Source organism: Halomarina salina (genome assembly GCF_023074835.1).
GTDB lineage: Archaea > Halobacteriota > Halobacteria > Halobacteriales > Haloarculaceae > Halomarina > Halomarina salina.
The window spans coordinates 2,480,304-2,501,414 of the sequence record NZ_JALLGW010000001.1; the positions used below are offsets into that span (position 1 = coordinate 2,480,304).

Annotated in this window: 23 protein-coding genes and 1 pseudogene; 13 read left to right on the plus strand and 11 right to left on the minus strand. The window is 68.1% G+C overall.

Features of this window, described 5'->3' with window-relative positions; genetic code table 11:
• Positions 1 to 140: 140 nt before the first annotated feature.
• From MX571_RS12680 to MX571_RS12690, 3 genes are all read left to right on the plus strand, one after another.
• Entirely contained in the window at positions 141 to 857 is a 717-nt protein-coding gene (locus tag MX571_RS12680; RefSeq protein WP_247417254.1) for a helix-turn-helix domain-containing protein, read from the plus strand.
• Positions 858 to 979: 122 nt separating this feature from the next.
• On the plus strand, positions 980 to 2,470 hold the full coding sequence (locus MX571_RS12685) for an APC family permease (RefSeq protein WP_247417257.1): 1,491 nt from the start codon (positions 980 to 982) through the stop codon (positions 2,468 to 2,470).
• A 1-nt stretch (position 2,471) separates the two neighbouring features.
• Positions 2,472 to 3,683, plus strand: coding sequence for a M20 family metallopeptidase (locus tag MX571_RS12690; protein ID WP_247417258.1), 1,212 nt, complete (start codon positions 2,472 to 2,474; stop codon positions 3,681 to 3,683).
• A gap of 64 nt (positions 3,684 to 3,747) precedes the next feature.
• On the opposite strand, the gene MX571_RS12695 is transcribed toward MX571_RS12690, so the two are convergent.
• Positions 3,748 to 4,104, minus strand: coding sequence for a DUF555 domain-containing protein (locus MX571_RS12695; RefSeq protein ID WP_247417261.1), 357 nt, complete (start codon positions 4,102 to 4,104; stop codon positions 3,748 to 3,750).
• A 259-nt stretch (positions 4,105 to 4,363) separates the two neighbouring features.
• Here MX571_RS12695 and MX571_RS12700 point away from each other — a divergent pair, with 259 nt between their 5' ends.
• Both MX571_RS12700 and psmB read left to right on the plus strand, forming a co-directional pair.
• Positions 4,364 to 4,537 carry a hypothetical protein gene (locus tag MX571_RS12700; protein WP_247417263.1) on the plus strand — a complete coding sequence of 58 codons (174 nt, stop codon included), beginning with the start codon at positions 4,364 to 4,366 and terminating at the stop codon, positions 4,535 to 4,537.
• A 175-nt stretch (positions 4,538 to 4,712) separates the two neighbouring features.
• Complete coding sequence (psmB, locus tag MX571_RS12705; protein WP_247417265.1) at positions 4,713 to 5,420, plus strand: archaeal proteasome endopeptidase complex subunit beta; 708 nt, start codon at positions 4,713 to 4,715, stop codon at positions 5,418 to 5,420.
• Positions 5,421 to 5,553: 133 nt separating this feature from the next.
• Here the strand turns inward: psmB and MX571_RS12710 are convergent, their stop codons facing one another.
• The 5 genes from MX571_RS12710 to MX571_RS12730 form a co-directional block, all read right to left on the minus strand.
• Positions 5,554 to 6,216 carry a DUF7344 domain-containing protein gene (locus MX571_RS12710; protein WP_247417268.1) on the minus strand — a complete coding sequence of 221 codons (663 nt, stop codon included), beginning with the start codon at positions 6,214 to 6,216 and terminating at the stop codon, positions 5,554 to 5,556.
• Positions 6,217 to 6,374: 158 nt separating this feature from the next.
• A complete protein-coding gene (purM, locus tag MX571_RS12715) occupies positions 6,375 to 7,382 on the minus strand; it encodes a phosphoribosylformylglycinamidine cyclo-ligase (protein WP_247417270.1) in 1,008 nt (335 codons plus the stop codon).
• A 67-nt stretch (positions 7,383 to 7,449) separates the two neighbouring features.
• A complete protein-coding gene (locus MX571_RS12720; RefSeq protein ID WP_247418484.1) occupies positions 7,450 to 8,070 on the minus strand; it encodes a zinc metalloprotease in 621 nt (206 codons plus the stop codon).
• Positions 8,071 to 8,093: 23 nt separating this feature from the next.
• Entirely contained in the window at positions 8,094 to 9,806 is a 1,713-nt protein-coding gene (locus MX571_RS12725) for a TraB/GumN family protein (RefSeq protein WP_247417274.1), read from the minus strand.
• A 92-nt stretch (positions 9,807 to 9,898) separates the two neighbouring features.
• On the minus strand, positions 9,899 to 10,156 hold the full coding sequence (locus MX571_RS12730) for a HalOD1 output domain-containing protein (RefSeq protein WP_247417277.1): 258 nt from the start codon (positions 10,154 to 10,156) through the stop codon (positions 9,899 to 9,901).
• Positions 10,157 to 10,288: 132 nt separating this feature from the next.
• Here MX571_RS12730 and MX571_RS12735 point away from each other — a divergent pair, with 132 nt between their 5' ends.
• Positions 10,289 to 10,768 carry an acyl-CoA thioesterase gene (locus tag MX571_RS12735; protein WP_247417279.1) on the plus strand — a complete coding sequence of 160 codons (480 nt, stop codon included), beginning with the start codon at positions 10,289 to 10,291 and terminating at the stop codon, positions 10,766 to 10,768.
• Positions 10,769 to 10,796: 28 nt separating this feature from the next.
• On the opposite strand, the gene MX571_RS12740 is transcribed toward MX571_RS12735, so the two are convergent.
• Both MX571_RS12740 and MX571_RS12745 read right to left on the minus strand, forming a co-directional pair.
• On the minus strand, positions 10,797 to 11,876 hold the full coding sequence (locus MX571_RS12740) for a PLP-dependent cysteine synthase family protein (RefSeq protein WP_247417280.1): 1,080 nt from the start codon (positions 11,874 to 11,876) through the stop codon (positions 10,797 to 10,799).
• A 149-nt stretch (positions 11,877 to 12,025) separates the two neighbouring features.
• Complete coding sequence (locus tag MX571_RS12745; RefSeq protein WP_247417282.1) at positions 12,026 to 12,220, minus strand: hypothetical protein; 195 nt, start codon at positions 12,218 to 12,220, stop codon at positions 12,026 to 12,028.
• 136 nt (positions 12,221 to 12,356) lie between these two features.
• Here MX571_RS12745 and MX571_RS12750 point away from each other — a divergent pair, with 136 nt between their 5' ends.
• Both MX571_RS12750 and MX571_RS12755 read left to right on the plus strand, forming a co-directional pair.
• The gene (locus MX571_RS12750; protein ID WP_247417284.1) at positions 12,357 to 12,740 is read left to right on the plus strand and encodes a thioredoxin family protein; all 384 of its coding nucleotides are present in this window, start codon (positions 12,357 to 12,359) and stop codon (positions 12,738 to 12,740) included.
• A gap of 62 nt (positions 12,741 to 12,802) precedes the next feature.
• The gene (locus MX571_RS12755; protein ID WP_247417286.1) at positions 12,803 to 13,036 is read left to right on the plus strand and encodes a DUF8015 family protein; all 234 of its coding nucleotides are present in this window, start codon (positions 12,803 to 12,805) and stop codon (positions 13,034 to 13,036) included.
• A gap of 19 nt (positions 13,037 to 13,055) precedes the next feature.
• Here the strand turns inward: MX571_RS12755 and MX571_RS12760 are convergent, their stop codons facing one another.
• On the minus strand, positions 13,056 to 15,281 hold the full coding sequence (locus tag MX571_RS12760) for a thioredoxin domain-containing protein (protein ID WP_247417288.1): 2,226 nt from the start codon (positions 15,279 to 15,281) through the stop codon (positions 13,056 to 13,058).
• A gap of 184 nt (positions 15,282 to 15,465) precedes the next feature.
• On the opposite strand from MX571_RS12760, the gene purD reads away from it, so the two are divergent.
• The 3 genes from purD to MX571_RS12775 are packed head-to-tail and all read left to right on the plus strand — an operon-like array spanning position 15,466 to position 18,031.
• Positions 15,466 to 16,758, plus strand: coding sequence for a phosphoribosylamine--glycine ligase (gene purD / locus MX571_RS12765; RefSeq protein ID WP_247417290.1), 1,293 nt, complete (start codon positions 15,466 to 15,468; stop codon positions 16,756 to 16,758).
• A gap of 60 nt (positions 16,759 to 16,818) precedes the next feature.
• On the plus strand, positions 16,819 to 17,472 hold the full coding sequence (locus MX571_RS12770; protein WP_247417292.1) for an NADPH-dependent F420 reductase: 654 nt from the start codon (positions 16,819 to 16,821) through the stop codon (positions 17,470 to 17,472).
• 34 nt (positions 17,473 to 17,506) lie between these two features.
• Positions 17,507 to 18,031 (plus strand): acyltransferase, encoded by a 525-nt coding sequence (locus tag MX571_RS12775; protein WP_247417294.1) that lies wholly within the window; start codon positions 17,507 to 17,509, stop codon positions 18,029 to 18,031.
• A gap of 28 nt (positions 18,032 to 18,059) precedes the next feature.
• Here the strand turns inward: MX571_RS12775 and MX571_RS12780 are convergent, their stop codons facing one another.
• Positions 18,060 to 18,839: a mechanosensitive ion channel domain-containing protein gene (locus tag MX571_RS12780; protein ID WP_247417296.1), complete on the minus strand. Its 780-nt coding sequence runs from the start codon at positions 18,837 to 18,839 to the stop codon at positions 18,060 to 18,062.
• Between the two features lies 1 nt (position 18,840).
• Positions 18,841 to 19,656 (minus strand): diadenylate cyclase DacZ, encoded by an 816-nt coding sequence (gene dacZ / locus MX571_RS12785; protein WP_247417297.1) that lies wholly within the window; start codon positions 19,654 to 19,656, stop codon positions 18,841 to 18,843.
• Between the two features lie 243 nt (positions 19,657 to 19,899).
• Between dacZ and MX571_RS12790 the strand changes: the two are divergent.
• Both MX571_RS12790 and MX571_RS12795 read left to right on the plus strand, forming a co-directional pair.
• Positions 19,900 to 20,248 (plus strand): annotated as a pseudogene (locus MX571_RS12790) (IS4 family transposase); the annotation flags it as partial.
• A gap of 150 nt (positions 20,249 to 20,398) precedes the next feature.
• Positions 20,399 to 20,761 carry a DUF5518 domain-containing protein gene (locus MX571_RS12795; protein ID WP_247418485.1) on the plus strand — a complete coding sequence of 121 codons (363 nt, stop codon included), beginning with the start codon at positions 20,399 to 20,401 and terminating at the stop codon, positions 20,759 to 20,761.
• Positions 20,762 to 21,111 lie beyond the last annotated feature (350 nt).

The window sequence follows — 21,111 nt, forward strand, 5'->3', positions numbered from 1 at the left end:
GGTTCGGTGATAACCCGAAGTTATACAAAAGCTTTCGGTCGCGGTGTGACCTCCGGCGAGGCCCCACGACGTCGGATGCACGGGGGCTGGGCCGTGAACGGGAGGAGCTTTGGGGCTCCACGTGGTTGGTACCGTGTGACATGACTTCGGGGGCAGCGGACCGGGGGGGAACCCGCCTGACGCTCGACATCTGGCATCCGGACTGCTGGACGCTGGAGGTGACCGAGCGGGTAGCGGCGGGACTGCTCGGTCACGGCGTCCACCACGTCGACGGGCGGGCGCAGGGGCGGTTCACCGCCTTCGCGGACTCCTCGGACGACCTCGCAGCGCTCCTCTCGGCCATCGAGGAGTCGCCGCTCACCGACTCCGTCTGGAGCGTCGCCCAGCCACAGACCGTCGACGACGGTGCGCTCGCACCCGGCAGCGCCACGCAGGGGCTGGTCGTCACGTACGACCTCGACAACAGCATCAACGACGCACTCGTCTCGCGGGGGTTCCTCCCCGACGAACCGGTCCGGATGGTCGGCGGCCGCGAGTACTGGACCGTCGTCGTCCACAAGGACCGGGAGGCGGTCCAGCGTGCGCTGGCCGACGTCCGGAGCGAGAAGGAGGCGGAGATACACGTCGACCACATCGCGACGGCGACCGACGGCGTCGGCGGCGGCATCTTCGCGACGGACGACCTCTCCCAGCGCCAGCGCGAGGTGTTCGAACTCGCCCGCCGCGAGGGCTACTACACCTGGCCGCGCGAGGTGTCGGCGGCCGACCTGGCGACCGAACTCGGCGTCTCGAAGGCGACGCTCCTCGAACACCTCCGGAAGGCGGAGGCGAAACTGCTGGGCGAACGACGCGACTGACGGGGGACCGGCCCGTCGGTGACGGGTCCCACGAGCGCGTGAGCGACCGATTCTGTCGCGTCAGCATCGACCCATCCATGCTAGGGAGGGGAGTTAACCCCGGTGCTGGTAGGTGGTAACACATGTCTTCGGGCACCGCGGACAACAGTCTCGCGCGGAACATGGGGCCGATGGGGGCCATCGCGACGGTGGTCGCCGGCACCCTCGGTGCGGGCCTGTTCGTCACGCTCGGCACCGCCAGTAGCACGACCGGCCCGAGCGTCATCCTCGTGGTGGCGCTGTCGGGTCTGCTCGCGATGGCCATCGCGACGAACTACAGCTGGATGGCGACCATCTTTCCGGGGGCGGCCGGGTCGTACACGTACATCTCGCGGACGTTCGGCAGCCGACTGCCGGGGTTCCTCGTCACCTGGTCGAAGTGGCTCGGGTACATGGCGGCGGACGCAGTCCTCGCCATCGGATTCGGGAGCTACCTCAAGGTGTTCTACCCGAACACGACGCTCCCGTTCGGCGTCGACTTCACCGTCGGCGTCGGCTTCGCCCTGCTGACGGTCCTCTTCCTCGTCAACCTCGTCGGCACGAAGGGGTACAGCGTCTCGCAGAACGCCATCTTCGCCTTTCTCATCGTCTCCATCCTCGTGCTCGTCGTCCCCGGCCTGTTCGCCATCGACAGCGCGAACTACCAGCCGTTCTTCACCGGCGGGTTCGACGGGTTCGTCGCCGCCGCCGTCCCGCTGTTCTACGCCTACATCGGCATCGCAGTCGCGGCACAGATGGGCGCGGAGGTGAAGAACCCCGGTCGCAACCTCCCGCTCGCGATGGTCGGCGGGACGGCCGTCCTCATCGGCCTGTACATGCTGACGGCGGCGGTCATCTACGGCGTCGTCGGCGACTACACCGTGCTGGCGAACTCCGAGCGCCCGCTCGCCACCGCAGCCGAGGTGTTCCTCGGCGATATCGGAACCGCAATCGTCGCCATCGGCGGACTGCTCGCGACCGCCTCCAGCGTCCACGCGGTGATGGCCGCGGGCATCAAGATGCCGTACTCGTGGTCGTGGGACGAGGTGTTCCCGAAGCAGTTCTCCGCCGTCAGCGACCGCTTCCGCACGCCACACTGGTCGCTGCTGACGCTGTACGTCGTCGCCTCGGCGCTGACGTTCTGGTCGGGGGGTCTCGACCGCGCCATCGCCATCGCGACGTTCAGCTACCTCATCGCGTACCTCACGGTCTCGCTGACCGCGGGCTACGTCTACGTGAAGCGCCCGGACATCGCCCGGCAGGCGGCGTTCCAGCCGGCCTCGTGGTTCCTCGCGTCGGTGTTCGTCGCCGTGGCCGGTGCGGCGGGCCTGCTGACGCAGGCGGCGAACTGGACGGCGCTGTTCACCGGGAACTTCGGCGCGCTGACGACGCTCGCCATCTACATCCCGTGGCTGCTGGTCGGTCTCGGCATCTTCGGGGTCTACTGGAAACTCGGCGAACGCAGGGGGACCGACGTCCAGGCCATCCTCGACACGCTCCCCGGCGTCCCGAGCGACGAGTGGAACCCGGACATCCGCGACAGCGACCCGGACGCGACGGACGACCGGACGCCCAGTCCGGGGGCGGGTGACTGAGATGAGTCGACCACAGACCGTCGCGGACGCCATCGACGACGAGGCGACCGTCGACCTCCTGCAGGACCTCGTCCGCATCCGGAGCCCGTACTTCGAGGAGGCCGAGATAACCGAGTTCGTCTACGACTGGCTGGACGAGCGCGACCTCGACCCCGACTACCACCACGTCTCGGAACCGGACATCACGGGCTACGAGGGCGACAACGTCGTCGCACGCCTGGAGGGCAGCGACCCGGACGCGCCGACGCTCCTGCTGAACGCGCACATGGACACGGTGAAGATCGTCGAGGCGTGGGAGGAGGACCCCTGTTCCGGCCGAATCGAGGACGGGAAGCTGTACGGCCAGGGTGCGTGCGACATGAAAGGCGGGCTGGCGGGCATCATGGTCGCGTTCGAGGCGCTCGCCGACGCGGACCTCGCGGGCGACGTGCTGTTCACGGCCGTCGTCGACGAGGAGGGGCCGTACGGTCTCGGAGCCGACGCGCTCATCCGAGACGGCTACACCGACGACTGCGACGCGGCCATCGTCACCGAACCCGGTCCCATCCTCGCGCAGTCCGACGTCGAGAACCCCGCGCTCATCCTCGGCGCTCGCGGCCGGTTCCTCTACGACGTCGAGGTGACCGGGCTGGCGGCCCACGGCTCACAGCCGCACAAGGGCGTCAACGCCGTCGTCGACGCCGGACGCGTCGCGGAGGCGCTCGACGAACTCGACGTGGACTCGCACCCGGACCTGGGCGACGGGTCGGTCTGTCCCATCAGGATAGAGGGCGGGAGTCAGACGCTCTCGGTCCCCGAGTCGGCCCGCGTGATGGTCGACCGGCACGTCGTCATCGGGGAGACCAAGGAGATGGTACGGGACCAGGCCGAGACGGCCATCGACGACCTGGACCTCGCGAGCGACGTCGAGGTGGGCTTCCGCGAGGCTCCCGCGGACGACATCTACTACGGCCCGTACGTCACCGACGAGGACCACCCGCTCGTCCGCTCGCTCGACGGCGCGACGAGGGAGGTAGCCGGCGTCGACCCGGACGTCGCCTACTTCTCCAGCGTCGGCGACTTCAACTACTTCGGCGACCGTGCGGGCCTGCCGACGGTCATCGTGGGGCCGGACGGCGAGAACATCCACGGCGCTGGCGAGTTCGTCTACACCGACGAGGTGGTCGAGGTGGCTCGCATCGTCGCGGCGGCCGCCCACAGCTACACCGGCTGAGTCGACCGGACCGAGGAGCGTCGGCGCACGACGGTGCGGCGCGACGTGTCGGCAGTCGAGCGGTTCAGTCCTCCTCGTCCTCGATGTCGAACGTCTCGATGACCTTGAGCGGGACCTTGGTGAGAGCGCCTCCGATCTCGCTCTTCGCGATGCGCTGGGCGTGCTGTTCGCCCTCGGCGTTGAACACCTTCATCTCCAGGAGGAGCCCGACCAGTGCGGTGTCGGCGGCGATGAACGCGGAGTCGAACGCCTCGCCGCAGGCCGGGCAGGGCGTCCCGCCGACCTCGACCTCCACGTAGTCCATCTCCTTCTGGTTCAGGCGTTTGCCCGCTTCGCTCACTGCGACGCCGATGGCGTCGTCGATACCGTCCACGTCGCGAACCAGCCAGGCAGCCTCCATGGCGACCAGATAGTTGCTCATACCCTCCGCTCGGTGGCGACACATTCGGGCCTTGCGATTCGCCGCGCACGACATCTCGAACCGCCGCATAAGTTATGGCGAACGCTCGGTTCACTGCAGGGAGGCATACAGATAGTCACGAAATCAGGACAGTTGTAGTTGTGGTGGGTGCAACCGTGGTTGAATCGCTGTACTGCGGTACGGTCGGAGACGAGTCGAGCCGAGCGGTAGCCACAAAGCGTTTATAAGGTAACGGAATACCCAGTCGGTGAGGAACCCGATGTTCAGACACCTTCGGTCCCTGCTGTTGTTCGCCCTGTACCAGTGCTGCCTCCTGGCCGGCATCCTCCTGTTGCCGGTCGCGGTGGTCGCCAACCGAGTCGGCCTGCCGTTCCCGTTCCACCGGGTCGTCGGTCGGGTCGGGTCCGCGTACGACCGTGCGAGAGGACAGTAAGACCGGCTCTCACGAGCCCACAGCGATTCTCGGTTTTTCGACGCCCCTGAGTGACGTCCCCATCGTGAGTGGCGAGCGTGTCACCGGAGACGAGGCCATCATCGCAACGGGGAAGCGCCGTCCCCGGAGTCCCGTTGGGTAACCTATTTCCGGACACGCCGGGTAGGCGACGGTAATGTACCGCGAATCCAGCATGGAAGACCGGCGCGACTGGGAACCACCTATCTACAGCCCCGAGGTCGGCGACCTTCCGGAGATGGAGGAGAAGGACGCAGAGAAAGTGAACCAGACCGGGACGACGACGGTCGGCATCACGACGACCGACGGCGTCGTCATCGCGACGGACATGCGCGCTTCGCTCGGCGGTCGGTTCGTCTCGAACAAGAACGTCCAGAAGGTCGAGCAGATCCACCCGACGGCCGCCCTGACACTCGTGGGGAGCGTCGGCGGCGCACAGTCGTTCATCCGCAACCTCCGCGCCGAAGTCGACCTCTACGAGGCACGACGCGGCGAGCAGATGAGTATGCAGGCGCTCTCGACGCTCGCGGGCAACTTCGCCCGCGGCGGCCCCTTCTTCGCTATCAACCCCATCCTCGGCGGCGTCGACGACGAGGGCCACCACGTCTTCTCCATCGACCCCGCGGGTGGCGTCATGGCCGACGACTACACCGTCACCGGGTCGGGCCTGACCGTCGCCTACGGGACGCTCGAACGCGAGTACGAGGACGGTCTCTCGAACGACGAGGCGAAGTCCGTCGCCGCCAGCGCCGTCAAGGCCGCCGTCGAACGCGACACCGGGTCGGGTAACGGCGTCTTCCTCGCCGAGGTCACCGAGGAGGGTGTCGACATCAACGGCCACAAGGACTTCGACGAAGTGCTGTAACGGTCGCAACTACTCTCTCGCTTTCCGACCGACGCCTGAGCGACTGCTGTCGCGGTCACTCCGGAGAGTCGGATGCGAGAGGAGTATCGGAGGGAGCACCTCTTGGTCACCGGCGACCCGACGTGTGAACTGCCTACTCGGCGGAAGCAGCGTGTGAGGCCCCTTCGGTACGGAAGGCGACGAGGTCGAGTTCCTGGTCGTAGTGGACGAGGCCCGCCTCCTCCAGTCGTGGGACGTGGTCGTGGTACAGCGAGAGGTAGACGTCGAGCACCGTCTCGGGGTCCACCTCGACGATGCTGGTTCCGGCTTCGCTCACCGTGACCTCGTCGGCCACGTCGGGGAGCGATATCTGGTTGTGCTCCTCGACCAGCGCGATCATCTCGCGCCGACGGGCGTTCGCCAGCAGTTCGAACCCGTCGTCGGCCGAGTGCGTCCCGCCCTCGTCGACGGTCGAGTGCTCCTCGACGTAGTCGAACAACTGCTCGAACGACGCAGGCGGGTCGTAGTCGATGACGCCGTCGCGGGCGTCGACCATCCCCGCATCGACGAGTCGCGGGAGGTGGACGTGGTAGATGACCTTCTCGAGCTGCGAGCGCGTGGGGTACTCGCCGGCGAACGCGTCGACAAGCGCGTCGAAGCGCGTCCGGCCGACGCTGGCGAGGTGGTCCAGCAGGCGGCGGCGCTGGTTGCTCGCGAGGACGGTGTAGAACTCGTCGAGCGACGAACTGGCCGGGGTCGCTCCGTCCGGGAGCGCGGCCAGTGCGAGTACGTCGATGGAGTGGATGTCGGACGTCATTGGTCTGTTCCGGTCGCCGTTCGGTCGAGGTGTGGCGAAACCACACCACAGCGCGGGTGCCCGACGCCCGCATGCTCTGTCTCGCTGCTACAGATGAACAGTTTCGGCTGTACGGCTTTGTAAATGGTCCCTGCGAGTGCTGGCTTATGATTCTTTCGTCAACGTCGTGAAAGCGTCAAACCACGAACCACGACGGACGGCTCGCCCTCGGTCACACGCCCGACGATTCGGGCGTCCTCGACCTGCTCCACGAACCGCTCGGCATCGTCCGGTGCGAGCGTCGCGACGAACCCGGTCCCCATATTGAACGTCCGGTGCATCTCCTCGTCGGAGACGTCCCCCTCCGACTGGACGAACTCGAACACCGGCTGTGGGTCGAACGGGTCGGTCACGTCGTACCGGTGGTCGCCCATCCGCGTGAGGTTCGTCCACCCGCCGCCCGTGACGTGCGCGGCGGCGTGGGCGTCGCACTCCCGGAGCGGACCGAGCAGGTCCGTGTAGATGCGGGTCGGTTCGAGCAACACGCCGCCGACGGTCCGCTCCTCGTCCGGCGGAAACGGGTCGGTGTAGTCGTGGTTCTTCGTCGCGGCCTTGCGCGCCAGCGTGAGGCCGTTCGAGTGGATGCCCGACGACGGCACCCCGACGATGGCGTCGCCCACCTCGGCCTCGCCGGGGAGGAGCGCGTCCTTCTCGGCGACGCCCGCGCACGCACCGGCCAGGTCCAGCCCCGTCACCACGTCCGGGAGGACGGCCGTCTCCCCGCCGACGAGCGTGATGCCCGCCTCGGCCGCCCCCGCGTCGAGGCCCGTCCCGATCTGTTCGGCGGTGGCGTCGTCGGGCGCGTCGACGGCGAGGTAGTCGACGAACGCGACGGGGTCGACGCCCGCAGCGACGAGGTCGTTGACGTTCATCGCGATGCAGTCGATGCCGATGGTCGAGTAGTCGCCCAGCGCCTCGGCGACGAGCAGTTTCGTCCCGACGCCGTCGGTGGCCAGCGCGAGGTACCGGTCGCCGATGTCGACGAGCCCGGCGTAGTCGCCCGTCGACCCGCCGATGGCACCGACCAGCGCGGCGGTCGCCGCCTCGCTGTCGGCGATGTCGACGCCGGCGTCCGAGTAGGTCATCCCCTCCCCGTCGGAGGCGTCTCGGTCCGTATCCTCGGTCATGGGCGAGAGAGCGACGAGCGAACGCAAAAGCGAATCGGTACCGGGGCGACGAGTCGGTTCGACCCGTTCAGCCGAAGGCCAGGCCGGGGCCGAGGAGGGCGAGCGCCGCGAGACCGGCGCAGACCGCGAACGACACGGCGAACACGGCCTTCGACCACGCCAGCACCTTCCGGCCGTCGAGCGGCCCGAACGGAATCATGTTGAACCCGGCGAGCAGGGCGTTGATGACGACGCCGAGGCCGCCGACGCTCCCGAGCAGCCCGTCGAGGAAGACGAGGGGGAAGAACGCCGCGACGAGCAGGACGTTCGTCACCGGCCCCGCGAGCGAGATGAGCCCGTTCTGTCGCTTGGTGATGGAGCGGCCGCCGTGGTACACCGCGCCGGGCGCGGCAAACAGGAAGCCGGCGAGTCCCGCGGCGACGGCGAGCGCGAGCATGCTGTAGTCCGCGCGGAACTCGGCGACCTGGCCGAACCGGATGGCGACGACCTTGTGCGCGAGTTCGTGGAGCAGGAACCCCACGCCGACCGTGAGCAGTGAGAGGACGAACGTCCGGGCCGCCTCGCCGACGGGGAACTCACCGCGGAGGAGCCCCGTCGCGAGACCGTTGTCGAGGAAGAACGTGAACGCGAGGCCGAGCGCCAGCCACGCGACCGTCAGGTCACGCAGTTCGCGGCCGCTGAAGCGGATACCGCCGCCACGCTGGCGTCGGCTCACAGGCCGACCCACCCGCGGACGAGGTCCACGCTGTTCTCCGCACCCTGCACCATGAGGTCGACGACACCCGCGACGCTCCCCACGTCCCGTGAGAGGTACGGGAGGACGACGAACGGGAAGAGGAAACTCGCGATCATGCTCCCGACGTTCGTCAGCGCGACGACGAGGATGAGGCGGAACAGCGGCACCTCACGCATCTGGGAGACTATCTCACCGATCGGCTGGTCCTCGTCGCCGAGCAGTTCGTTCAGGCGGCCGATGTCGGCCACGTTGACGTCGGCGTAGCGCAGTTCGACGTAGCCCGCGAACCACCCCGGCGCGAGGAGCGGGTTGACGCTCGTGAGCCACGCGATTGCGCCGCCGACGGCCGCGCTCGGCCAGTGTGCGCCCGCGAGTCGGGCGAGTCCGAACGCGAAGACGCCGTTGAAGATGAACCACGCGGCGAACAGTTCGAGCAGGAACTGGTCCTGTGCGCCCGCCATCGCCAGCAGGAGGAAGGCGACGGCGAACCCGACCGTGAACAGGTAGCCGAACAGTTTGTACAGCGAGAACCGACTGCCGGACTCGCGGCCCGTCAGCGACTCCATCGGCGGCAACTGCTCGGGGTGGTCGAGGTAGTTCTCGATGCCCGCCTGGTGGCCGGCACCGACGACGGCGACGACCCGTTTTCCCGACTCCCGGAGCGAGACGAGGTTGTGTGCGATGTAGGCGTCGCGCTCGTCGATGAGTGCGGACGCTCCACCGGGCGAGAACTGTCGGAACTCGTCCATCATCACGCTCACCACGTCGGTGTCGGTGAGCGACTCCATGTCGAGTTCCTCGTACTCGTCGGCACCCATGCCAGCGCCGAGGAGCATCCCGAGCAGCGCACCACCCATCGCGAACACGGCCAGTCCGGCCCCGACGCCGAGGAGGAGGACGACCGCTCCGCGGCCGAGTCCTTCGAGAGCCGACGCCGAGAGGTTCAGCGCACCGACCTCGACGCCGCCCATCGCCCAGAGACCGACGCCGAGCGCGAGACCTGCGGCGAGGGCCACCCCCAGCTTCGTCGTGAAATCGTATCGGTCGGGGACCAGGTCGCCGACGAACACGTAGAGGACGACGGCGGCGATCACGCCGACGATGAGGCCGCCGACGAGGCCCGCCACCGGGCCGAGCGACGCGGCCAGCGCGTCGAGGCCGAGCGGCCCGCTCAGGAACGTCCCCGCGAGCATCCCGACGAAGAGGCCGACGGCCGCACCCGCCATCGCACCGACCTGTCTCGGCGGAGCGATGCTCATCGAGAGTCCGCCGACGAGTTTCAGCTTCTCGAAGCCGGTCAGTCGCGCCCAGAACCGCTGGATGGTGACCTGGATGTCCCGGTCGACGAGCGCGATGTCGGTGCCGTGTTCCTCCGCCGCGTCGATGGCAGCCAGCATGTCCGCGCCGGGCTTGATGTCGAACTCCTCGCCCATCTTCGTCTGGACGTAGGAGAGCATCCAGTACGCGAGGAACTGGAAGACGGTGTTCCCGCGCAGCAGGTCGCTCGCGTCGAGGTCTTCGGGGCTCTCGCCCTGCATCTGCCGGTAGCGGCCTTCGTCGAGTTCGACGGCGACCACGTCCGGTTGCTCCTCGGCGATGGCGCGCTCGACGTCGTCGACGCTGTCCGCGGAGACGTGGGCCGTCCCGACGACGTGCACGCTCCCACGCTCCGTGGCCTGCTCACTCATTACCAGCGGCTATCCGTTCCTGATTCTTACCCCTGTCGCACTTCGTGAGCGAAAACCGACCGATGCAGTCAGTGAGCGTCCGGGTTCGAGGACTACGCGTCCTCGACCAGGACCTCACCGTCGGAGTCGACGACGAACTCGTAATCGCGGTAGGCGAAGGAGATGGTCCCTTCGACACGCGGCGTCCCGTCGGGACGCGGGGCGAAGAGGTCGTTCAGTGCGTCCGGGTCGACGACGTCGTAGACGGGGGGGCGGTCGTCGAACAACTGTTCGAGCGCCCGTCCGAGTGCTTCGACCGGCGTCCCGTTATCGACACTGTACTCCTCTTCGAACCGCTGTTGTGTACTCATTGTTAACCCGACCCGTTCCACCCTCATCTGATGGCTACTGATACTTATATGATTCTGTGTGATTCTCAGAATTGAAACTGTGTTCGGAGACAAACCATCGGCGACTATGGGGGACGCCGCCGAGGCGGGCGTATGGCCGCGACACTCCTCGACTCGTACACCGAGATGACCGAGATTCTCCTCCCGAACGACACGAACAACCTCGGGCGGGCGCTCGGCGGTGCGGTGTTGAACTGGATGGACATCTGCGGTGCGGTGGCGGCGATGCGCTTCGCAGGCGACCAGGTAGTCACCGCGTCCATGGACCACGTCGACTTCATCGCGCCCATCGAACTGGGCGAGGTGGTCGTCGTCGAGGCGTACGTCTTCGACACCGGCCGGACGAGCATCGACGTGAAGGTCGACGTCCGTGCCGAAGACCCCCGGAGCGAGCGACCGGACCGCGACACGACGACCTGTTTCTTCACCTTCGTCGCCCTCGACGAGGAGGGGCGGCCGACGCCGGTCCCCGACCTCGCGTGCGAGTCGGACGCAGAACGCGCACTGCGCGACCGGGCCGTCGCGGACCGGAAGGAACAGTTGCGAGGCGTCGCCGAGCGACTGGAGGAGTAGTGGCCGGGGGCGGAGACGGGGGGTGGACTCAGTCGTCGAACAGTCCCGTCGAGAGGTAGCGCTCGCCGCTGTCCCAGAACACGGTGACGACGAGCGGTTCGTCGTCGCTCTCTCTCGTCACCTGGGCTCTACCTTCTCTCGCGCGCTCGTCGTCGCGGTCGGTCTCCTCACGGCCGTCGGCGCGGACCGGCAACCGTTCGGACGGGCGGTCGACGAACGCGGTCCGTCGGTCACGGGCCGGAGCTCCGTCGGTGGTCTCGCCGTCGCTGCTCGCGGTCCCACGCTCTTCGGCGAGACGCGCGGCGACCCGGCGCGCGGCGACGTTCGACGCGCCCGACGACTGGCCCACGAGGATGCCCTCCTCGTGGGCGAGGCGGCGACACTCCTCCTCGGCGACGTCGAGCGAGACGGTCTCGACGGAGTCGACGACGTCCAGGTCGAGGTTCGGCGAGACGAACCCCGGTCCCATCCCCTGAAAGGTGTCCTCGCGCGCGTCGCCTCCCGAGAGGACGGTGCTGTCCTCGGGTTCGACGGCGACGACCTCGACGTCGGGGAACGCCTCGCGCAACCGCCGTCCGATGCCCGAAATCGTGCCACCGGTCCCGACCCCCGCGACGAACGCGTCGGGCGTGCGACCGTCTAGCTGCTCCAGTAGCTCCGGCCCCGTCGTCTCGTAGTGCGCCTGCGGGTTCGCGCGGTTCTCGAACTGGCGGAACTGGACCGCCCCCTCGGCTTCGAGTTCGTCGGCCCGGTCGTTCGCGTCGGAGATGTCGCCCTCGACGAGGTCGACTTCGGCTCCGTAGGCGCGGAGGACCGCCCGACGTTCGGGCGACTTCGAGGCGGGCATGACGATGGTGCAGTCGTACCCCTTCGCCGCGGCGACCATCGCGACGCCGATACCGGTGTTCCCCGAGGTGGCCTCGACCACGCGGTCGCCGGGGGAGAGGTCGCCCGCACGCTCCGCAGCCTCTACCATCGCCAGCGCCGGGCGGTCCTTCGCGCTGCCCCCCGGATTGCGGGATTCGAGTTTGGCGGCGACCGTCGCCCCGGGGACACCCGCGACGCGAACCAGCGGCGACCCGAGCGTGTCGAGAACGCTCTCGTCCATGCCACGACTACCCGACCGACGAGTAAAGACGTGGCGAAGGGGGTGACGCTCCGTACCATCGAAACGACGAGGAGAGTGCTGCCGCTTTCGATGAGTGGAGAGTCGGTGTCGGTGACACCGGTAGTAGCCAGAACTGTCGCGCCGAGGAGTCAGTCGTCGTCGGCCCGGAGCGTGCCTCCGGACGCGTGGATGGACTCCTCGTCGGCTTCCAGACGGTCGAACTCCCTGCCCCCACACGGACACTCCTGTCCGCCGACCGGGAGGATGAGGTTCCCGTCGGTGCCGAGTCGCGCGACGTACGGCTTCTCACAACTTCGACAGACCACGATAATGCGGTCGCGCATCGACATATCAACCTCGTCCGCCGGAACACCTATAAAGAGCCACCACTACACGACGGGTTTCGGGCTGGTACTCGGAACCGGGCACTGTCGTCTCTCGAACGTTCCAATTAAGCGGACCGGCCCGCTATCGACGGGTATGACCCTGGAGACGATGTCGCCGAACCCGGTGTGGACCGCCGACGCGTACGAGGAGACGGTCGAGACGCTCCGCGCCAACGACGACGTGACCTACCTCGTGTGGGCCGGCGACTGGTGCAAGGACTGTCGCAAACAGCTTCCCGACTTCGCCGCCGCGCTCGACGCCGCCGGCGTCCCCGCCGAGCGCATCGAGCAGTACCACGTCGAACGCGAGGACGGTGAGAAGGTCGGCGAGCGCGTCGAGGAGTACGGAATCGAGTTCATCCCGACCGTCGTCGTCGAGCGAGACGGGGAGGAGCTGTTCCGCTACGTCGAGGACGCCGACGTCCCGCCCGCGGTGTACGTCGCCCAGCACCTCGAAGAGCCGACGAACTCGACGTAACCGCAGGACGACACAGGATTTTACTGGCTGGCAGTCCCTACCCCCGACCGAGGTGGCTCGCGATGCGGCAGGACATCGACACCGGAAGTGACCCCGCCGAACCGTCCGTCGACCGTCTCTCGCGGTACGACCTCGTGCTGCTGGTCGTCCCGCTCGCCTTCCTCGGCGCGCTCCTGGTGAGTGCGCTCGCCGACGTGTCGACCCAGTCGGCGCTGTCGGGGGCCGCGCTCGTCGGGGCGGCCGTCGTCGCCGACGGCCTGTTCCGTCGACCGCCGCGCCGACCGACGAGCGTCTGATTCGACGGAGACCGGCCGTTCACCGGTCGACCGGCCCGTCACGCCACGCCAGCGCGTCCGCCAGGTCCGACTGCGGCGGCGAGCACGCGAACGACTCGCAGAGGTACGCCGTCGCTCCGCCGGTCGCCTCCCGTCCGGCCCAGATGGGCGGCGTCTCCGCGACACCGAGCGTCGAGAGCCAGTCGTCGAGCGCGTCGTCGGCCGCGGGCCGCGGGGCGAGCAGCCGTCGCGGCAGGTACGTCTCGCCGACCTGCTCGCGCCAGCCCTCGGGCCAGCCGTCGGCCGCGACGGTGAGTTCGACGTGCCCCCCGGCGAACTCGTCCGCGGCCAGCGCGAGCGCCGAGTGCTGGAGCGGGTTCGACTGCATCCGCCGCGAGTTCGCCGACAGGGTCGTCTCCGCAACGTCGTCGAACCCCTCGTTAGGCGCGAACGCGTCGAGCGCCAGCAGCAGCGACGCCGCCACGCCGGAACTCGACGGCGTCGCGTGGTCGGTCACCTCCTGCGGACGCGCGACCAGTTCCTCGCCACCCGTCGGCGTGAAGTAGAGCGTCCCGCGCTCCTCGTCGTAGAACCGCTCGACGAGCGCTCGCCCGAGGTCGAGCGCGAACCCGAGATAGTCGGGGTCGGCCGTCGCCTCGTAGGTCGCCAGCGCGCCACGGCCCAGGAACGCGTAGTCCTCCAGGTAGCCCGGCACGTCGGTCCCGTCGTGGTCCGCCGCGTAGCGCCGCGACAGCGTCCCCGTCTCTGCGTCCCACAGTTCGTCCCGGACGAAGTCGAGTGCGTCCGCCGCGGTGTCGGCGAACGCGTCGCCGAGCGTCAGCGCGCCGTCGGCGAACGCCCACGTCATCAGCCCGTTCCACCCCGCCAGCACCTTCTCGTCGCGCGGTGGCCGGGGGCGCTCCTCGCGTGCCTCGAACAGTCGTTCGCGGGCGGTAGTGAGGCCGCGTTCGACCTCCTCCGGCGTGCGGTCGAACTCCTCGCCGAGCTCGTCGACCGGGGCCGAGACGCCCAGTACCGTCGTCCCGCGCTCGAAGTTGCCCGACTGCGTGACGCCGTAGCGCTCGCAGAACAGGTCGGCCAGTTCCTCGTCGGCGAGGACTGCGCGGACCTGCTCGGGCGTCCAGACGTAGAACGCGCCCTCCTCGCGTTCGCCGTGGCCCTCGTCGTCTGCGTCTCCGGCGTCGTCAGGCGCCCCATCCTCCGGCACCACGCTCCCGTCCGCGGACTCACCGCCGCTCGCGTTCGCGGTGCCTTCTGGCACCACGCTCTCCGCGTCGAGCGTCGAGTAGAACCCGCCCTCGGGGTGGGTCAGTTCCCGCTCGACGAACTCGAGCGTGTCGCGGGCGGCCTCGGCGTAGCGGTCCGTCCCCGTGATGCGGTAGCCCTCCAGCATCGCGCGGGTGAGTTCGGCCTGGTCGTACAGCATCTTCTCGAAGTGCGGGACGGCCCACTCCCGGTCGACGCAGTATCGGTGGAAGCCGCCACCGAGGTGGTCGTACAGTCCGTGTGACGCCATCGCGTCGAGCGTCTCGTCGAGTACCTCGCGGTAGACGTCGCGCTCGGTCGCGTCGTGCGCGCGGGCGAGGAGGTGGAGTCGCCCGGGTTGCGGGAACTTCTGACCGGTCCCGAACCCGCCGTACTCGCGGTCGGCCGACCGAACGGCCGCGGCACCTGCGTCCTCGACGAGGTCCGATTCGGGGACCGCGTCCGGTTCCGGGACGTCCTCCAGTTCGTCCTCGATGGCGCGCGTCCACTGCTCGGCGCGCTGTTCCATCTCCTCGCGGTCCTCCGGGGTCGACCACGAGTCGGCGATGTCTGTCAGCAGGTCGCGGAACCCCGGCATCCCCCGGCGCGGTTCGGGCGGGAAGTACGTCCCGACGAAGAACGGCTTCAGGTCGGGGGTGAGCCACACCGACAGCGGCCACCCGGCGTTCCCGCGGACGAGCTGGCAGACGGTGAGGTAGAGCTGGTCGATGTCGGGCCGCTCCTCCCGGTCGACCTTGACGGGGACGAACTCCTCGTTGAGCACCGCGGCCGTCTCGTCGTCCGAGAACGACTCGTCGGCCATGACGTGACACCAGTGACACGCCGAGTAGCCGACCGAGAGGAAGATGGGGACGTCGCGCTCCCTGGCGCTCTCCAGGGCGGCGTCGTCCCACGGCTGCCAGTTCACGGGGTTGTCCGCGTGCTGACGCAGGTACGGACTCGCCGCGTCGGCGAGACGGTTCTCGTCGGTTGGGGTCATACCGGTAGTCCACTCGCCGGCGGTAAATCGGTGTCCGTCGACCACCCACGAGGGTGGTCGAACGTACCCGACGAGGACACCGAGCAGTCGAGTCGGTTGGTACCGAGACACACATCCGCGTTCGTGGGTAGATTCGCTCGCCGGAAGAACAATCCTTACGTCGGCGTGCCCACCCTCTCCGGGTATGACCCCACAGGAGACCGTGTTGCTCGTCGGTGGCGGCGGCCGCGAACACGCCATCGCGCGCTCGCTGGCCGACGACTGCACGCTCTACGCCTGCGCGTCGAACCGGAACCCGGGCATCGCGCGCCTCGCGGAGGCGGTCGAGACGCTCGACGAGACGGACCCCGACGCCGTCGTCGCGTACGCCGAGCAGGTGGGTGCGACGCTCGCCGTCGTCGGCCCGGAGGCTCCGCTCGCGGCCGGCGTCGTCGACGCACTGGAGGAGGCGGGCGTCTACGCGTTCGGCCCGCGCGCCGAACAGGCCCGCATCGAGACGGACAAGGCGTTCCAGCGCCGGTTCATGCGCGACCACGACATCCCCGGCTGCCCCGACTTCGAGACGTTCGACGATATCGAGGCCGCCTGCGACTACATCGACGAGTACGACGGCGACCTCGCGGTCAAGCCCGCGGGACTGACCGGCGGGAAGGGCGTCCGAGTCACCGGTGACCAGGTGACGAAGGCGGAGGCGAAGGCCCACCTGCGCGAGTCGGAGTACGACCGCGTCGTCCTCGAAGAGCGACTCGTCGGCGAGGAGTTCACCGTCCAGGCGTTCGTCGCGGACGGCGAGTTCCGCGTCTCGCCCGCAGTCCAGGACCACAAGCGCGCCTACGAGGGCGACGAGGGCCCGAACACGGGCGGGATGGGGAGTTACACCGACGCCGGGTTCCTCCTCCCGTTCCTCACGGACGAGGAGTTCGACGAAGCGACGCGCGTCATCGAGGCCACCGTCGACGCCCTCGACGACTACCGTGGCGTCCTCTACGGCCAGTTCATGCTCACCGCCGAGGGCGTGAAGGTCGTCGAGTTCAACGCCCGCTTCGGCGACCCCGAGGCGATGAACACGCTGCCCGTCCTGGAGACGCCGTTCCTCGACGTGCTGACCGCCGCGCGCGACGGCGAGTCCCTGCCCGACCTCACGTTCGCCGCCCGCGCGACGGTGTGCAAGTACGCCGTCCCCGAGGGCTACCCCGAGGACCCCGCGGGAGGGACGAAGGTCACCGTCGACGAGGCGAGCGTCCACCCCGCACTGCTGTTCTACGCCAGCGTCGACGACCGGGAGGAGGGTATCTACACGACCACCTCGCGGTCGTTCGCCGTCGTCGGCATCGCCGAGACCATCGCCGCTGCGGAGTCACAGGCCGAGGACGCGCTGTCGGCACTCGGCGACGGCCTCCGGGTCCGTCACGACGTCGGCACCGAGGCACTGGTCCAGCGCCGTCTCGACCACGTCTCGGAACTGCGTGACAGATGATGACAGTCCCGTTTCCTATCAGATGCGCTGACTTTTCACTCCTCGACGTATAGCGCGTCCATGGACATCGGAATCGTCGGGGCTGGCCGTCTCGGCGAGACGCTGGCACGACTGTTCGTCGACGCCGGTCACGAGGTGATGCTCAGCAACTCGCGGGGGGCGTGGTCGGTCGAAGACCAGACCGACGAACTGGGACGGCACGCTCACCCGGGAGACGTGGAGGAGGCGGTCCTGTCGGGCGAGGTCGTGGTCCTCGCCCTCCCGTTCCGGAACCGCGAGTCCCTCCCAAGCGGGGACCTGTTCGCCGGGAAGATCGTCGTCGACGCCACCAACCCGTACACCGAGTCGGGCGAGGTGATGGACCTCCCCCGCCCGTCGAGCGAGTACGTGGCCCGGCAGTTCCCCGGCGCGCGCGTCGTCAAGGCGTTCAACACGCTCGACTGGGAGACGCTCCGCGACGCCGCGGACCCGACGGGCGACGACCGACCGGACGACGGTCGGGTGGCCGACGACCGCCTCGCCGTGTTCGTCGCCGGCGACTACCCGAACGCCAACGAGACCGTCGCCGACCTGGTCGAGGACGTCGGCTTCGCCCCGGTCGAGACGGGGACGCTCGCCGAGGGGAGCACCAGGCAGGAACCCGGTGGGGAACTGTACGGCCGACCCATGGCCGCCGGTGACGCGCGGAAGCGCATCCCGGCCGGTCGGAACTGACCTGCTTTTTGTCGGCCGCGGTCCAATCGCCCGTGTGCCCGCTCCAGACGACGCCGACCACCGCCACGACCGGACGACGAGACACCCGACGCCCGGGCCGCTCAACTCCCTCCAGCACTGGCGAGAGGCGAAGTCGGTCCCGCGCGTCGTCTACAACTTCGTCCTCGTCGTCGTCGCGCGCCTCGCACCGTTCCTCTCGTGGAAGGCGTGGGCTCTCCGGCGAATCGGCGTCAGCGTCGGCGAGGGCGTCTCGTGGGGCCTCGAGGCCACGCCCGACGTGTTCTGGCCGGAACTCATCACGCTGGAGGACCACTGCATCGTGGGGTACGACTCCGTGTTGCTCTGCCACGAGTTCCTGCAGGACGAGTATCGCACCGGCGAGATCGTGGTCGGCGAACGGGCGATGGTCGGCGCGAAGGCCGTCGTCCTGCCCGGCGTCCGTATCGGCGCTGGAGCACAGGTCGCGGCCAACTCGCTCGTCGTCGAGGACGTGCCGCCCGGCGCGACGGTGGCTGGCGTCCCCGCGGAAGTGGTCAAGGAGGGAGACGGCCAGGAGTGAGCGTCCCGGGACCGTCGAATCGGTTCGCTCAGCGGACGCGGATGATGCCCGACCGGAAGACGAGGTCGTTCGGTACGACGAACTCCTCGCCGTCGTTCTCGACCGTCGTGACGAACACGTCCACCTCGGAGACGATGCCGCGGTGGCCCGCGACCTCCACCTCGTCGCCGATGCCATACGGCTGACTCAACAGGAGGTAGATGCCCGCCGTGGCTGCGGCGAGGACGTCCTTCAGCGCGAGGCCGCCGAAGACGATGACGGCCAGCAGGTAACCGCCGAGCAGGACGTACAGTGCACCCGCCGCGAGGCCCAGTTGCGCGAGCGCGATGATGCCCGCGACGTAGTAGATGCTGTACTTGACGAGTTTCGGGATGAGGTTGACCTCGGTGAACTTGACGTTCTCCAGACGCTCCTGGAGCGTCACCTCCGCCTTGTCACCGAGGACCAGTCCCGCGATGACGATGAGTATCGCGGCGAACACCGACGGGATGATGCCGGCGAACGCGAACAGCGAGAGGTCCGTCTCGATGGTCCCCGCGACGCTGAGCGCGCTGGCGACCGTCGCGATGTAGATGAACAGCGTGACCAGCGTCGCGATGAGTCCGACCGTCGACGTGCCGATGCGCTGTGCGGTGCGCTCGAAGCGCGTCCCCTCGACGGCCCGCGGGAGGCCGATGGCGACCATGAACCGTCGGGCGTACCGGCCGACCAGGAACCCGAGGATGAGCCCGACGACGAGAATGAGAATCGCACCGACGGAGTTCGAGACGGCGTCCAGGACGTCCTCGGCGAACCGCTCGACTTGCATCTCAGTAGTCCTCCGGGTCGAGTTCGAGGACGATCTCACCGCCCGCGAACGCCCGGACGAGAGCGTCGCTCTCGGAGAGGACGATGGAGATAGCGTTGGTGTCCCGCGAGATGGCCGCGGCCGCCATGTGACGCGTGCCGAGGCCCTTGGGGATGTCGACGCCCTCCGCGCCGGGTTCGAGGTAGCGGTACGCCGAGACGATCTTCCCCGAGTCCGAGATGACGAACGCGCCGTCCAGCCGCGAGAACTCCTTCAGCATCACGTTGACGATGGGGTCGCCGACGTGGACGTGGGACTTCTCGAACGGGTTGTACGACAGCGAGCGGGACTTGTTCATCACCTTGCCCGCGTCGCCGACCACGAACAGCGCACCGACGGGTTTCCCCTTCTGCCCCTTCTTCCCGAGTTCGATGACCACTTCGAGGACGGCGCGGATGACCGACGGATCCGCCCGCGAGTCGGTGAACAGCGAGTAGACGCCCGACCGGACGAACTCGCTCGTGTTGACCCGCGTCATCGTGTCGATGGTGTCGTCGAACAGCTTCGTCGCGCAGGCGACGATGGCCCCCTCGTCGACGTACTCCCGTTCCATCCCGCCTTCGAGACCGAACCGGATGCGGTCCCGGACGTCCTCGAACTCAAGCGGTAACTCGACGTACTGGTCCGCGTTCACCGCGTTCTCGGACGAGACGACCACCACCGGTGGAGCATCCTCTGTCGTCGCGAACTCGTCGTAGAGGGAGGCGGTCGGCGAGAAGAGAAACACCGCATCGACGTCACCGGCGATATCGTCGTATAGGTCGCCCAGCGCTGACATGATTGCACCCTCTTCCCATGACCGCAAAAGCCTTTCCGAGTGTCTGACGCGAGGCGGACAGCGGGACGACGAGGGGGAACAGGAGGCAGACAGCCCCACACGTACTCGAACGGTCACTTCATCTTACTTTGTAAGTCGGGTCGTGGGACCGGATTCGAACCTCGCTCGCTCACCGTCGTTCGCTCCCTGCTTCGAACCCTCTGCGACGCATTCGCTCGTCACGTCCGGTCCTCGCTGAGTGCGTGGGAGCTGTTCTGGGAGTCGAAACCGCTATACGGGCTGGGGAGGTCCCGGACGAGCGCTCCGGTGATTGTCGAACGACTGGTGGTGGCGGCTCTGCTGGCGCTGACGGTCTGCAGAGCATTACCCGTGGGTTTCTGGAGCTATTCCCGGAGGCTGTGTTCCTACGGGAACCCTGGGCGAGGACCTTCCGGTCTCTCGCCCAGCCCATCCTCGGAGATTCGGCCCAGTCGTTCGGGCATCCACCGCCGAACGTGTCGAAGTCGATGTTTCGTGGCGCCCGCCGACCAGGTAATCCCGGCTCTCACTCGGTGAACGAGTGGCCGAAGCCTTCACGAGGGAGTCCAGTGCGCAACGACACACCAGTTTCCAGGCAGCCCCGCCCGCGGCCCCTCCCTGGGTGATGAGGAACTCTCGGCGAGGACTGTTCTCGAAGCAGTCAGGGGTCCGACTGTCGCAAGCCGTGCTGGTTTCAGCGCCTGAACACGCAACTCTAGTGTTCATGACTGATTGGCGCTCCGTCGGCATCGGGTTCGGTTTTCAGGTAGTGTTCGGAGTACTCGCCTTCGCTCTTCCAGGCATCGGGACCGTGTTCGCTGGGTTTCTCGCCGGCCTTATCTCGGCCTACCTCACGAATAACGGTGCCAGCGTCGGTGCGTGGCACTCGTTCCTCTCCGGCGCTCTGGGTGGGATTATCGTTGCGACGCTCGCAGGTGTCGCTATCACCCTCCTCGGGTTCGCGCTCGGTTCATCGGGACTCGGAGCACTGTTCGGCGGGGGTGTCGTGACCATCGGGGTCCTGATCGCGCTCCTGACCGCGATTCCGAGTGCGGTCGGTGGCGCAATCGGTGGGTACGTCAACTGAGAACGCTCATGTGGGCGCGCGGTTCCGGGCGCTGGACGGCGGCCGTTGGCCCCGGGAGCTAGCTCGGGCCTGCGCCCTCATCACGCGCGTCGGACCCTCGTACGTCTCCCGATACTCGCGTTTCTTCAACTAGCGTTCCAATGCGGGCGACGTACGGTCCGTGAGACTCACCGACCAGTTGTCTCGGTTCTTGCTCGACCCCGCTGGGGGAATCCGTCGCACATCGTCGTCCGTTTCGACCCATGACATATTGACGCGGTCGACCTCGGTCGGACGTAGCCCGTTCCATACGTACTCCGTCAGCGAGAAAACCGCACGACGAGACGGAGTCGAGGAGTGCGTGGGACCGG